Below are 13,460 nucleotides of genomic sequence, written 5' to 3'. Positions count from 1 at the left end.
TTTATTTTGTAGCTGCCTGATTAATGCAGGTAAGGGCGTTGAGACTCCTAGGATAGCCAATATAGGGCAGACATTGGGAGATCACCCGGATTAGAAGGGGCTTATCATTTCCCAGCCGCAGATTAGCGGCGGCGTGGCTAGTGAGCTGAGGTTCACTGCCACCTTGGGCGGCCAGAAAGCAGAAGGTGATAAGCTCTCGGTCCCGGTAATCCAGCCCGCCGCGGGTATAATAATCGCCAAAGCAGTTGCCGGCCAGCCAGCGGTTGATGTGGCGGCTTTCCTGGGGCCCGCTATTTTGAAAGCCACGCATATGTGTCCCAAAAATATCCACTTGGGCCTGATTGCCTGCTTCCAGACGGCTGTCGGGATCAGTGGTGCCCTGCTCCTCCAAGGGCAGAGGGACACCGGCGGCGGTGAGAGCCTCATTGACGGCCTTCAAAAAAGGGAGCACCCGCCCCAGACCCAGATAGGCGGTTCCCTGGTAGACTAGTTCTTTCAGTTCCACTGGAGAGAGGCCGGAACGAAGAGCGGCAGGGGCCATGGCCTGAAAACAGTCTAGTCCCTGGCACCCCATGAGGGCAGCCAGAACAGTCAAAAAGTGGGTCCGGTCGTCTAGCTTTGTCTGGCTTGGTACCTCATCCAGCGCAAAATCCAGAAACAGACGGGTAAATTCTGGGTCGGAGTCAGCCAGGGGAGGCGGAAAATCTCCAAACATCCGAGTATAATTTTTTTGGGCGGTTTCAGACAGCGGCATAGGTGATCTCCTCCTTGTATTGCCATGAAGAACTGATTGTCAGGGCAGCAGGTCATACTGGCTCTGATCCACCGGCTCCAACCACTGATTGTAGGTATCCTGTCCAGGAACTTCTACCGCCAGGTGGACGAACCAACTGTTTTTGGCTGCGCCATGCCAGTGCTTGACGCCTGCGGGGATATGGACCACATCACCAGCATGGAGTTCTCTGGGTTCCTGGCCCCACTCCTGATACCAGCCCCGGCCTCCGGTACATAGCAGGATCTGACCACCACTCTGGGAAGCTTGGTGGATGTGCCAGTTATTGCGGCAGCCTGGTTCAAAGGTGACGTTGCCGATGACTACGCCTTGGAGAGACAGTATGTTCAGATAGCTTCGTCCAACAAAATACTGGGCAAAGTCGGTGTTTTCCTCTCCGCGTGCGAAGATTACAGAATTAGACAAACCATGTTTCATTTGGCAGACCTCACAGTGTAGTTTGATCGCTCCTACTGTATACACTGGAGTATACTCCAAGTCAAGCGTTTTTTTAAAATATCCTAAAAAAGAGATTGACAATAGTCTGAATTCAGACTATACTAAAAAAGTCTGAATTCGGACCTTTGGAGGGAACTATGAAAGAGTTGACGTTTAGCCAATTCAATCGAGAGCTCAATCGTATGTATAAGGAATGTAACGAGTTTTATCACGCCTTGGCTAAACACTTCGGGCTGTCGGACAGCGCGTTCTGGATCCTCTATACATTGCGTGAGGAGGGACGGCCCCTGTCTGCCACTGATCTGGGGGGTGCGCTGTTTTTAAGCAAGCAGACCATACATTCCGGGGTGAGAAGTCTGGAGGAGCGGGGCTTGCTTAAGCTGAGAAGCTCGTCAGAGGATAAGCGCAACAAGGAGATCTGCTTAACAGAAAAGGGAGAGGCGTTTTCACAGGAAAGTGTAGACCAAGTAGTTGCCTTTGAGGAAAAGGCATTCCTGGACTTGGGAGCTGGAGAGCGCCTGTCCAGAATCCAAGCCGAGCGGCATTACCTGGACGCCCTGTGGGAAGCCGCACGCCCCCTTTTTAAACGGGAAGGCCCAGAGGGGATATGGCAAAGATGATGATCAAATTATCGGATCATTTCACATATGGAAAGTTGCTGCGCTTTACATTCCCTTCCGTAGTGATGATGGTATTCACATCTCTTTACAGTGTGGTGGACGGTCTATTCGTTGCCAATTTGGTGGGGGATTTGGCCCTGTCGGCGGTTAATATCATCTTTCCAGTGGCGATGATTATTGGGGCCTTTGGCTTCATGCTGGGAACGGGTGGCAGCGCCATTGTGGCCAGGACGCTTGGGGAGAAGAAAAAGGAGCTGGCCGACCGCTACTTTTCTATGTTTATCCTCTGTGTGGCTATATTGGGGGCGGCCCTCTCAGTTGTGTGCGTGATATTGGTGGAGCCAATCTCACGGCTGGCCGGGGCCAGCGACCTTTTGATCGGGGACTGCGTCATTTATGGCCGCATCCTGCTGGCGGGCAGTGTACCCTTTATGCTCCAGACTAGCTTTCAGAGTTTTCTTGTAGTAGCGGAGAAACCCCATGTGGGCCTGATGTTCTCAATAGCCTCCGGGCTGACCAACATCGTGTTGGACTATGTATTTATTGCGCTGTTTGATATGGGGATAGCCGGAGCGGGGCTTGCCACCGTGCTGGGATACTGTGTAGGTGGGCTGCTCCCCGTTGCCTGTTTCCTGAGGGGTGGAGAGAAGGAGCTCCGCCTGGTCCCTACCGCCCTCTATCCTAAAGCTCTGTGGGATGCTTGCATTAACGGATCCTCTGAGCTGATGAGCAATATATCTGCATCGGTAGTAGGGATTCTCTATAATATCCAGCTTATGCGCCTGGTAGGGGAGATGGGAGTGGCCGCTTACTCCGTGATGATGTATGTGGATTTCATATTTATTGCTGTTTTTCTGGGATACTCCATTGGCTGTGCCCCCGTCGTGAGTTACCACTTTGGCGCCGGAGATTCCGTAGAACTGAAGGGAATCTGCCGAAGGAATCTAATGATGATTGGAATCACGTCGGCTGCGATGGTGGCAGTGTCTGAGCTGGCCAGTGCGCCCCTTGCCGCCGCCTTTGTGGGCTTCGATGCGGAGCTGTATAAGATGACAGTGCATGGATTCCGTCTGTTTGCGCTGTGTTATATTTTCTGCGGGCTGAATATCTACGCCTCCGCCTTTTTCACAGCCCTGTGCAACGGAGCGGTCTCCGCGTTTATCTCCTTTATGCGGTCCTTCCTCCTACGGGGAGGTATGGTATTGGTGATGCCATTGATCTTCGGTATCGACGGTATCTGGAGCGCTGTTGTGGCGGCGGAAGGCATAGGAGCGGTCATCTCCGTGACCCTGTTGCTGGCAAAGCGAAAGAGCTATGGGTATTGAATCAAAAAGAGGTGTGGATACCAAAAGATATCCACACCTCTTTTGATTATTACTGTGGTTCGCGGAGCATCAGCAGAAAGGCGAGGGACAGGGGGAGACAGGCCAACAGGATCGAGCGTCCAGCCAACAGGTCGGCGCACAGGCCACCCACAAGAGCGCCCAACACAAAGAGGAGGATGACAGAGTAATAATCCTGGGCTCCACGGCCTGCCCGTTCCTCTCGAAGGAACAGGCAGCGATACAACTTCTCTGTGCCGCTGCGCAAGTTTCCAGTGCACATGGTGGTGGAAAATGGGTTGCCCTCAAATTTGCGGAAGCTCTCGATCTGCATGGCGCTGACAAAGGAGACAATCACGTTGGCCAGCCAATCCAGCGGTCCCACAGGCAAAAGGGAGACCAGAAGCAGCCCGCCGCACTCCACAACCAGCACCAACTGCCGCCAGTGGGGAAGGCCGGGCAGGGGAGTGAAGTGAGAGCGGAGCCACTCGGTCAGCAGGACGCCCAGGGCAAAGGACATGATAGGCCAGAGATAGTAGAGGGCGCGTCCCCAATTACGCTGTGCTAGCTGAATGCCCAGCAGTACCAGATTGCCTGTTTCTGCGTTGGCAAAGACCTGCCCCCGGCACAAGTAGGTGTAAGCGTCCATCATTCCACCGGCGAAGGCCAATAGTAGACCATTGGCAAGGGATTCAGAGGGTTGAATGTGCTTCATCGTTGACTCCCTTCTCTAGAGCAGGAAAATCGCGCCCCCTGACAGGGGCGCGATTTTAGTCCGCGGAGTGCTTACTCGGCCTTGGGGCCGGCGGCTACCAGGGCCTTGCCGGCCTCGTTGGTGGTGTATTTGGTGAAGTTCTTCACGAAGCGGGAAGCCAGATCCTTGGCCTTGGTCTCCCACTCGCTGGGATCGGAATAGGTGTCCCGAGGATCCAGAATAGCGGGGTCCACGCCAGGCAGGGAGGTGGGCACCTCGAAGTTGAAATAGGGGATGGTCTTGGTATCGGCCTTCAGAATAGAGCCGTCCAAAATGGCGTCGATGATACCGCGGGTGTCCTTGATGGAGATACGCTTGCCAGTGCCATTCCAGCCAGTGTTGACCAGGTAGGCCTTGGCGCCGGACTTCTTCATTTTCTTCACCAGCTCCTCACCGTACTTGGTGGGGTGAAGCTCCAGGAAGGCCTGGCCGAAGCAGGCGGAGAAGGTGGGAGTGGGTTCGGTGATGCCCCGCTCTGTGCCGGCCAGCTTGGAGGTGAAGCCGGACAGGAAGTAATACTGGGTCTGCTCCGGGGTCAGGATGGACACGGGGGGCAGCACACCGAAGGCGTCGGCGGACAGGAAGATGACGTTCTTGGCGTCGGGGCCCTTGGACTTGGGACGCACGATCTTCTCAATGTGGTCGATGGGGTAGGACACGCGGGTATTTTCGGTGACGGACTTATCCGCAAAGTCGATTTTGCCGTCCTTGTCAACGGTGACGTTCTCCAACAGGGCGTTGCGCTTGATGGCGTTGTAGATGTCAGGCTCGGCGTCCTTGTCCAGATTGATGACCTTGGCGTAGCAGCCGCCCTCGAAGTTGAACACACCTTCGTCGTCCCAGCCGTGCTCGTCATCGCCGATGAGCAGGCGCTTGGGATCGGTGGACAGAGTAGTCTTGCCAGTGCCGGACAGGCCGAAGAACAGGGCGGTATTTTCGCCGTTCATGTCGGTATTGGCGGAGCAGTGCATGGAGGCCATGCCGTTGAGGGGCAGGTAATAGTTCATCATGGAGAACATGCCCTTCTTCATCTCGCCGCCGTACCAGGTGTTCAGGATGACCTGCTCGCGCTCAGTGAGGTTGAAAATGGCGGCAGTCTCAGAGTTCAGGCCCAGCTCCTTATAGTTCTCCACCTTGGCCTTAGCGGCGTTATAGGAGATAAAATCAGGCTCAAAGTTCTCCAGCTCCTCAGCGGTGGGGGCGATGAACATGTTTTTAACAAAATGGGCCTGCCAGGCTACCTCCATGATGAAGCGGATGGCCATGCGGGAGTCGTGGTTGGTACCGCAGAACACGTCCATGACATACAGCTTCTTGTTGGACAGCTGCTGGATGGCCAGACGCTTGCACTCGTCCCAGGCCTCCTTGGAGGCGGGCTTGTTGTCGTTCTTGAACTCGTCAGAGGTCCACCACACGGTATCCCTGGAAACATCGTCCATGACGATGAACTTGTCCTTGGGGGAGCGGCCAGTGTAGATGCCAGTCATGACGTTAACGGCGTCCAGCTCAGTCAACTGGCCCACGTCATAGCCCTCCAACCCGGGCTTCATCTCTTCCTCGAATAAGGTTTCATAGGAGGGATTGTGGAGGATCTCAGTGGTGCCGGTGATGCCATATTTGCTCAGATCAATAGTTGCCATGTTTGTGACCTCTTTTCTGAAATGATCTTCCTGCACAGGGCGGCAGGGAATAGCTTAAAATCGATATAATCATACACGCTGAAAGGAATAAAGTCAATGTTATTGGTGACGACAATTTAGTTATAGGTCTTATTGCTTTTTGGAAAATAAAGGAGCCCTTGCCCGAGCTAAGGCCTGATATCCCGCTGCCTTAGGGCCTTTGACAGGGCTGCGAACTGGGGAATGGACAGCCGTTCTCCCCGGATATCAGCGGGGAGATCGCAGCTTAAGATGGCACTTAATAGCTGTTCTTTGGAAAAATTAGAACGGAAGGTGCCGCTTAACCCATTTAGCAGGGTTTTTCTCCGCTGGGCAAAGGCGGCCTTTACCACGCGGAAGAAGTGGTCCGGGTCATCCACCTCATCGGGCGGATCCTTGGGAGTGAGACGGAGGACGGAGGAGGTCACCTTGGGTGCGGGGAGGAAACAGTCCGGGGGGACATCAAAAAGCAGTTCCGTCTCGGCGTGATACTGACAATAGACGGAAAAGGCGCCGTAATCTCCACTGCCCGGAGTGGCACAGATGCGCCGAGCCACCTCCCGCTGAATCATGATAGTGATCGAGGAGAAGCAGCCCGCATCCAGAAGGGCGGTGATGGCAGGAGTGGTAATGTTATAGGGCAGGTTGGCACAGGCGATGGGCTCCAGCCCCTGGAATCGCTCCCGGACCAGGGACGGAATGTCCAGCTTCAGGATATCACCGGAGACAATCTCCACATTGTCCCTGTCCCCCAGAGTTTCTGTCAGGATAGGGAGAAGGGAGCGGTCCAACTCCACGGAAACCACCTGGTCGGCCAGCAGGGACAACTCCCGGGTGAGAGGGCCGATGCCTGGACCGATTTCCAGCACCCCTTTACCGGAGCCGGCGCCAGAAGAACAGGCGATATCCTGCGGTACCCACGGCTGGATCAAAAAATTTTGTCCCATGGATTTGGAAAAACGGAAGCCGTGCCGGGCCAGCAGGGCTTTGATCTGGTCGATGTCGCACAGATTCATGATGTGCTCCTTCCTGGATCGATATTCTGAATTCCAATAAAAATATAAAAGGAAAGAGAGCCATAGTCAAGAGGCACAGGGGCTTGGAATAGAGACGTTTTTTGATCTGGAGCTCTATCCGAGAAAAAACGAGAAAAATTTTCGAAAAGGGGTTGACGGAACGAAAAAAACTGGTATAATACAATACGCTGTCGTTGTGACTGTCGACAGCAGGGAATGTAGTAGATTTCCCTTTCAGCTATGGAGTAGTATCGAAGTGGTCATAACGAGCACGACTGGAAATCGTGTAGCCGCTAACACGGCTCGAGGGTTCGAATCCCTCCTACTCCGCCAAGTTAAAAGCTACATTTTAGTCTTGGGAGTAAGACTGAAATGTAGCTTTTTCTATTGTAAAACCTCCGTGATATACTGCTGGTCAGTGGTATCATGGAGGTTTTGCTATGTCTGGCTATGTGATTGAGATTCCACAGGAGAAAGAGAACGGTTCTATCTGGAGTCAGCAATTAAGAGTCGCTGCTTATTGTCGGGTCAGCACCCCTTACGAAGAACAACAGCAAAGTTTGGAAAAGCAAATTGAGTACTTTACACGATACATCAAGAGAAATCCCTTTTGGAGGTTTGTCGCTGTGTATGCGGACAATGCCTCCGGGCTCCACGCGAAGAATCGGCCCGGATACCAAAAGATGCTGAGAGATTGTAGAAAAGGAAAAATCAATTTGATCCTTGTGAAATCTCTGAGCCGCTTCGGAAGAGATGCAAAAGAAACCATGACTACGATCAGGAGATTGAAGCAAATGGGTATTGGAGTGTATATTGAACTGGGCGGGATCCATACACTGACATCTCCGGACAGTGTCGTTGATCTGTATACCACGTTTAATCAAGCAGAGAGCCAGAACAAAAGCGACAATATCAAGTTCGGTTTGCGTCAGCGGATGAAAAGCGGGAAAACTATACTGAACCATTCTCAATTTCTTGGCTATACAAAAGGAACAGACGGTATATTGCGGGTGGTCCCGGAGGAGGCGGAGATCGTACGGAAGATATTTGATCTCTATGTGCAGGGGAACGGTGTACGGAAGATCAAACGCTACCTGGAAGAACACGGGATCAAAACCGTGACAGGGAAGAGGGAGTGGAGCACCTCCACCATCGATCGGATGTTGAGTAACGAGAAGTACATCGGGCAGGTGCTAATGCAGAAAAGCTATACGCCGGATTTCCTGACCGGAAAGCAAGTCAAAAACAATGGGCAGTTGGATATGTACCTGGTAGAGGATGCTCATGAGGCGATCATTGACCGGGAGACTTTTGATTGGGTACAGAAAATGATAGGGCACATCAAACACACAGTACAAATGGAGCAGACATTGTGATATAATACCAGAAAGGTTCTAAATAAGTGTGCGGGTGAGGAACAAAATGAAAAAACTAAAAGATTTGCTCAACCAAATTAGGGACTTTCATTTCCAAAGTGGTAAAGGTGGTAAAGATAAGGTTGATTTTATTGGTACTTTGGTTAACAAGGATAACCATGTAATAGTTCAAGCGCGAATCGAAAAGAAAAATCTGGATTGTATGGAACAGAAAACTCCATTTCAAATTTGGGGTGAAATTAGCGGGACAAATGTTACATTACTTGATAATTATATTATTACAACCTCATACTACGCTCATTCGGATTATATAGAGATTGCTGCAGATCCGTCAGAAATAGTTATTGGGAGAAGTTATGACGGTGATCTATTTGTCACGAACATTTCTGCCTCAATAGCAACAATGAATAATATGTTTTCTGATAGAGTATTTAACGAAAATGTTTGCTTCACAAAGGAAAATCCCACTGTATTGAGTTTTGCCTATCCGGAAGATATCGAGGCCATGGACACGGACGGAACCCTTCGCTTGTACCGAGGGTTTTCTCATAACTGGTCAAGGCATGGAATTGAGTATAGGTACCTTCCATATATTGACTATGCGTTTTCAAAACCGACCAGAATCAGAGATGCTATTGCAAAAATTGCTTGTGCGAGAAATCTATTATCTTTTTTTGCTGACTATTACCTGCCATTAGAAAATCTGTTGTTTTCCGATGAACAAACAGTTGATGCTAAAAATTTCCCTGGATATTGTGATTGTCAATTATATTTAAATCATAAGGAGGATATTGAAGTCCCAGAGGAACCTTTTCTAATTATGACCAATAAGTTTTCTGAAAACTTTTCTGAAGTGTGGACTAATTGGTTGAAATTTTACACTGATAGCATATATATTCCAACGCTCTTTTACGAGATCATCTGTAACCGCTCTACTCGTATTAACCGTTTTCTGAACTTAACGCAGGCTATCGAATTGTACTCTGTCCACTATCGAGATGAACTTGCAAAATATATTGCACAAGCGGATGGTTGCAGGAGGAAACCAATTCCATTGAAATATCGCATTGAAGATGTTTTAGCGCAGATCAATGGCACCCTTGAGATTTCAAAAGAGGGAAGAAGACGGTTGGCTCGTGCAATCAGCAATGATAGAAACTTTTTTACGCATTACAACGAGCAACGGTATACTGAACCATCGTTTGAAGAAATATCTGCCGCTAACAGAGTTTTGAGATATGTCCTACTTTCAATTGTATACAAGGTTGTAGGCATTCGTGATGACTATATCAAGGAATGCAAGAATAGATTGAATTACAGCACTTTTGAGAGAGATGTATCTGTAATCTTAAAAGAACGACAAGATATCAATTACACATCTTGGACGGAATAATCAAGAGGGTGCAAATATCGATTTTAACCGCCCTTTGCACGTCAGAGTAAGCTTTGTATCGCTTGCTCCGATTTATTTTATAAGTCAGAACGCGCTCATGTTGCTGCTCCTCCTCTCCAAATCGAACCCGCTACGCTGGGCTTCGATTTGGTTTCTGGTACAGACCTAAAGTCGTTACATCTTTTTTATAGATACCGTAAGAATTTTCACATGCTCGGCGGAAGTAAATTCCGTCTGCGCCAAGGCTTTAACCTCCGGCCAAAATACTTGCACGGCGTAAATCCGCCGTCAGTCAGAGGCTGGTTGGTACTTCTAAAGCAAAATCGCAAACAACTTGAGAGGGTTCGGAATTGTTCCCCCCTGCCAAAATGAATGGACCCCGCTTCTCGAACTTTTTTCGAAAAGCGGGATTCTCCGTTGTAAAAAGCCTTGACATATCAAGGCTTTTGTCTTTTATATACATTTTTGATATGAATCAAAACTCGTCAAACGCAAATGCAAAACTTTTGCGGTTCACTGTTAGTTGAACAGGACTTTTTGATATGAGACAAGTAATAAGCCTCCTCAAAGGCTTGCGGTGTTTGGTATCTCAGAGTTAGATAGGGACGCACCTCATTGTAAAACTAATGTATTCTGCCACACATCTGAAAAAATGGTTATAGAAGGTTCCCCTTGCAACGCCCAGAGCGTCGCATAGCTCATGTACACTAAAAGGATTGTCCGGTTGATTATAGAGATGCTCCAGTGTAGCAAGCCGTTTTTGAAGCGGCACGGCTGGAATAAAGCCGGACAACCAGATCACATCCATCATATGTTCCAGCTTTTAGAGCTGGCGTGAAATAGCATCAAATTCTTTCGGCGTGAATGATCTTTGTGGAGCTGTGATGGAAGAAAACTGCTTTTGCCAGTGGTTGTGCTTTGAGCAATATGTAACTCTTGGCACAGAGATTGGCTGGACTCACCCTTTTCATAGCGGCGGATAGCTTTGATTTTGAACTCCAGAGGATAGGTGTACAGCATAGGTTCGACCTCCTCTGTATATGAATCTATACTAGCAATTAACCAATTGAACTTTTTATTCTACTGGTAGGATTTTCAGCTTTTTGTATTCGGTGAATGAGTCGCGCTTTTTGAACTGTTTTATCGAGAAGCGCGGCTTATTGTATATTGTATGCGGATAGCTTTGTACTACAAGGTTTTCGCTTTTTATATTTCCGGATTTGAAATCTCCTTTTTAAGTAAAATGGTAGCTACATTATTGCCCCAATATAAGGGTTATGGTATACTAAAAAACTAATTTAAAAGGAGAGACCCTATAATAATGGCAATTGTTAAGCAAAATGAGGATGTCATCCCTTTTATAAAACAGAAAGATTATATTATGGTTAACAACAATCTCGGTGGTGGATCATTTGGAAAAACTGTTTTGTTGCAGGATCCATTTATTGATGAACTGTTCGTTGCCAAAAAGTATGAGCCGGCGTACGATGATATCAGGGAGTAATTCTACAAAAATTTCCACGATAAGAGTTGTTGAGCCAGAACCAGAGTTGCCATTCTGAGTGTAGAAAGGTGCGTTTCCAAACGATTAATAAAAGTTGCTGTGTAGATTTTTGAGCGAACTTCGCGATAGCTTATAGTGTTGCGATGTTACAAAAAGAAGGACACGACGTGTATGGAGGAAATTAAGGCTTGTGGAGCACCACAGGCCTTAGTTTTTTGGAGTAGGGAAACCTTCAGCTCTCCCAGTTGAGCTACGAGCCCATATTGGCCACTTTTCAATCAAAAAAGTTGCGAAAAATGGATTTTTGAGATATTCGATTTTGAGGAAAAGCCCAGGAAATCGGACTGCTAAATCGTGGGGGAACAGGGGTGAATGATGTGCGTCCATATGGATGCGAACCGTACGCTCCCGCAGAGAGGCAAGTTTTCTGCCCACGGACTGCGGTGCCTGATTTGGAAATAGTGTTTGATTTGATACCAATGCTGCTCCTCTGCGTTCCTATATTCTGTGCTACCGGTCGTGAATCATGTACTCCACCGGGAGCCAAGCGAACATCGGTTTCCATTGGATCAGGAGCAAAGTATGCCATAGGTGCCCGATGCGCCCGTTTCCATCGGCAAAGGGATGGATAAGTTCCAGTTCACCCAAGACAGCAACATTCACACAAGAACAGAAACGCAGAGGGATGTGACAACCTATACTCCTCTGCGTTCTTTATCATCATCAAAGACCAGCCGCCGTGTCAAGACAGAACATAATAAGGACATCTTTGGGACTGGGGATTCCATACGAACCGATACGGAACCGTTGGGGAGAGTTGCAGGTGCAACTCTCCCCAACGATTTTTATATTCTGAAATTGCAGATTCTGATATTGTATGTATTGAAGAACACTTTTCTCTCGACTTTCCGACCATCTTCCAGTATGGTTTGTTTACCAGTCACAACGAGCAGAGAGGATCAAGGATGCTTCAAAAATCGCTTCAAAGTCAAATCATAAAAAGTGCATGATTTCCCTCTGCCGATGGGTAACCTATCCATACGGCAAACGGAACAGAAAGCCCACAACGGGATATGCCGCTGTGGGCTTTGTTGTACCCTTACAATAGTTATAAGGATGATCGAGGAGGGATCAAATGAACGAACACAAATCAATATCGGAACACATTCAGACCTATGCAAACCACCTTCGCTTGGAGGAAAAAAGCGCGGCGACCATCGAAAAATATCTCCGGGATCTTCGAAACTTTGCCTGCTGGCTGGATGGGCGGGAGATCACCAAGGAGCGAACGGCAGAGTGGAAGGCCCATCTGGTGGAGCGGGGCTACGCTCCCGCCAGCGTCAATGCAATGCTCTCCGCCCTGAACGGCCTGCTGGACTTTCTGGAACTTGGAACTTGCCGGGTGAAATTTCTCAAGCTCCAACGGAGGATGTTCCGAGACGACAGCCGAGACCTGACCCGCGCCGACTATGACTGGCTGATTTCCACAGCGCAGGAGCGCAGCCAGAACCGGCTGGCCCTGCTGATGGAGACCATCTGCGCCACCGGCATCCGTGTGTCCGAGGTGCGGTATATCACAGTGGAGGCGGCCAAAGCGGGGCGGGCGGAAATCGCTCTGAAAGGCAAGATCCGTACCATTCTGATTCCCGGAAAACTGTGCCGCAAGCTGCTGAAATACGCCAAACAGCAAAAAACCGCTTCCGGCGAGATCTTTCTCAACAGAAACGGAACGCACCTCAGCCGCCGTCAGATCTGGGCGGAAATGAAGCGGCTGTGCAAATACGCGGGGGTAGAGCCGTCCAAGGTATTCCCCCACAACCTGCGCCACCTGTTTGCCACGGCCTTTTACCGGGCCAGCAGGGACATCGTGAAGCTGGCGGATGTTCTGGGCCACAGCAGTATCGAGACTACCCGCATCTACCTCCTGACCTCCGGGGCAGAGCATCAGCGGCAGCTGGACCGGCTGGGGCTGGTTTCATGATCACAGAATTCACATTCTGACAAAATAATATAGGCGCTTAAATCATAAAACTACATATTATATGGTCATTTTACCATAACATTTCCAAAAGCACAAGCAAACCGGCCATATTTGGGCATGAAAATATAAGCCACAAAAAGAAATCCTTTTGTGGCCTGCTTTACTGCGGCTTTCTATCTGCTCTTCAGGCAATAGAAAGCCGTTTTTTCCTGCTTGTAACCTATTTGTCCATCACGAATCAGCAAATAGGAAGTGGAATGTGAATTCTGTGATGAAGGGAGGATGAAGGTTGCGAACCTCAGTCTATGACTACTGCGCAGGAAGAAACGAGCTGGACCTGCCGACCCAGTGGCACCACGCTCTCAATGCCCCCTTTATCCCGGAACATGTGACGTTGGGGAGCCGCCGAACCGTATGGTGGGCGTGCCCCAGTGGGCACATCTGGAAGGCCGTCGTCTCTTCCAGAGCGGGGCCGCAGAAATGCGATCATCCCGTCTGCGCCGGAAAAGTCCGTCCGGAGCGTCTGGAACGCTACCGGCAGACGCTGGCGGAGATGGAATAAAAAACAGGGTCGGTCAGCCAATTCCCGGCCCAGAAAATTGCAA

The 13,460-nt window shown here is 49.6% G+C and carries 14 protein-coding genes and 1 tRNA gene; 8 read left to right on the top strand and 7 right to left on the bottom strand.

Going from position 1 to position 13,460, the window contains the following annotated elements:
* Nucleotide 1: 1 nt before the first annotated feature.
* Nucleotides 2-754, bottom strand: a complete 753-nt coding sequence (locus MCG44_RS09135; protein WP_240287843.1) for a carboxymuconolactone decarboxylase family protein — start codon at nucleotides 752-754, stop codon at nucleotides 2-4.
* A 39-nt stretch (nucleotides 755-793) separates the two neighbouring features.
* Nucleotides 794-1,210, bottom strand: coding sequence for a cupin domain-containing protein (locus MCG44_RS09130; RefSeq protein ID WP_147571187.1), 417 nt, complete (start codon nucleotides 1,208-1,210; stop codon nucleotides 794-796).
* Between the two features lie 158 nt (nucleotides 1,211-1,368).
* Here MCG44_RS09130 and MCG44_RS09125 point away from each other — a divergent pair, with 158 nt between their 5' ends.
* A complete protein-coding gene (locus MCG44_RS09125; protein ID WP_240287841.1) occupies nucleotides 1,369-1,851 on the top strand; it encodes a MarR family winged helix-turn-helix transcriptional regulator in 483 nt (160 codons plus the stop codon).
* Nucleotides 1,839-3,176: an MATE family efflux transporter gene (locus MCG44_RS09120; RefSeq protein WP_318653901.1), complete on the top strand. Its 1,338-nt coding sequence runs from the start codon at nucleotides 1,839-1,841 to the stop codon at nucleotides 3,174-3,176. Before MCG44_RS09125 ends, MCG44_RS09120 begins: the two co-directional genes overlap by 13 nt.
* A gap of 49 nt (nucleotides 3,177-3,225) precedes the next feature.
* Here the strand turns inward: MCG44_RS09120 and MCG44_RS09115 are convergent, their stop codons facing one another.
* The 3 genes from MCG44_RS09115 to rsmA all read right to left on the bottom strand — a co-directional run bounded on the left by MCG44_RS09115 (nucleotide 3,226) and on the right by rsmA (nucleotide 6,601).
* Entirely contained in the window at nucleotides 3,226-3,888 is a 663-nt protein-coding gene (locus MCG44_RS09115) for a YoaK family protein (protein WP_240287839.1), read from the bottom strand.
* A 71-nt stretch (nucleotides 3,889-3,959) separates the two neighbouring features.
* Nucleotides 3,960-5,567 (bottom strand): phosphoenolpyruvate carboxykinase (ATP), encoded by a 1,608-nt coding sequence (pckA, locus tag MCG44_RS09110; RefSeq protein WP_147571183.1) that lies wholly within the window; start codon nucleotides 5,565-5,567, stop codon nucleotides 3,960-3,962.
* A 167-nt stretch (nucleotides 5,568-5,734) separates the two neighbouring features.
* The gene (gene rsmA / locus MCG44_RS09105) at nucleotides 5,735-6,601 is read right to left on the bottom strand and encodes a 16S rRNA (adenine(1518)-N(6)/adenine(1519)-N(6))-dimethyltransferase RsmA (protein ID WP_240287837.1); all 867 of its coding nucleotides are present in this window, start codon (nucleotides 6,599-6,601) and stop codon (nucleotides 5,735-5,737) included.
* A 242-nt stretch (nucleotides 6,602-6,843) separates the two neighbouring features.
* Between rsmA and MCG44_RS09100 the strand changes: the two genes are divergently transcribed.
* The 3 genes from MCG44_RS09100 to MCG44_RS09090 all read left to right on the top strand — a co-directional run bounded on the left by MCG44_RS09100 (nucleotide 6,844) and on the right by MCG44_RS09090 (nucleotide 9,370).
* Nucleotides 6,844-6,934 (top strand) — tRNA-Ser (locus tag MCG44_RS09100).
* Nucleotides 6,935-7,041: 107 nt separating this feature from the next.
* Nucleotides 7,042-7,977 carry a recombinase family protein gene (locus tag MCG44_RS09095; protein ID WP_240287835.1) on the top strand — a complete coding sequence of 312 codons (936 nt, stop codon included), beginning with the start codon at nucleotides 7,042-7,044 and terminating at the stop codon, nucleotides 7,975-7,977.
* 46 nt (nucleotides 7,978-8,023) lie between these two features.
* Nucleotides 8,024-9,370, top strand: coding sequence for a HEPN domain-containing protein (locus MCG44_RS09090; RefSeq protein WP_240287833.1), 1,347 nt, complete (start codon nucleotides 8,024-8,026; stop codon nucleotides 9,368-9,370).
* Between the two features lie 807 nt (nucleotides 9,371-10,177).
* On the opposite strand, the gene MCG44_RS09085 is transcribed toward MCG44_RS09090, so the two are convergent.
* Complete coding sequence (locus MCG44_RS09085) at nucleotides 10,178-10,390, bottom strand: hypothetical protein (protein ID WP_240287831.1); 213 nt, start codon at nucleotides 10,388-10,390, stop codon at nucleotides 10,178-10,180.
* A 301-nt stretch (nucleotides 10,391-10,691) separates the two neighbouring features.
* On the opposite strand from MCG44_RS09085, the gene MCG44_RS09080 reads away from it, so the two are divergent.
* The gene (locus MCG44_RS09080) at nucleotides 10,692-10,874 is read left to right on the top strand and encodes a hypothetical protein (protein WP_240287829.1); all 183 of its coding nucleotides are present in this window, start codon (nucleotides 10,692-10,694) and stop codon (nucleotides 10,872-10,874) included.
* Between the two features lie 510 nt (nucleotides 10,875-11,384).
* Here the strand turns inward: MCG44_RS09080 and MCG44_RS09075 are convergent.
* Nucleotides 11,385-11,537: a Fic family protein gene (locus tag MCG44_RS09075; RefSeq protein WP_412531142.1), complete on the bottom strand. Its 153-nt coding sequence runs from the start codon at nucleotides 11,535-11,537 to the stop codon at nucleotides 11,385-11,387.
* A gap of 472 nt (nucleotides 11,538-12,009) precedes the next feature.
* Here MCG44_RS09075 and MCG44_RS09070 point away from each other — a divergent pair, with 472 nt between their 5' ends.
* Nucleotides 12,010-12,855: a tyrosine-type recombinase/integrase gene (locus MCG44_RS09070; protein WP_240287827.1), complete on the top strand. Its 846-nt coding sequence runs from the start codon at nucleotides 12,010-12,012 to the stop codon at nucleotides 12,853-12,855.
* 289 nt (nucleotides 12,856-13,144) lie between these two features.
* A complete protein-coding gene (locus MCG44_RS09065; protein WP_240287825.1) occupies nucleotides 13,145-13,417 on the top strand; it encodes a zinc-ribbon domain-containing protein in 273 nt (90 codons plus the stop codon).
* Nucleotides 13,418-13,460: the final 43 nt, after the last annotated feature.

This window comes from Lawsonibacter sp. OA9 (assembly GCF_022440585.1).
This window is presented reverse-complemented; position numbering and strand designations above follow the sequence as displayed.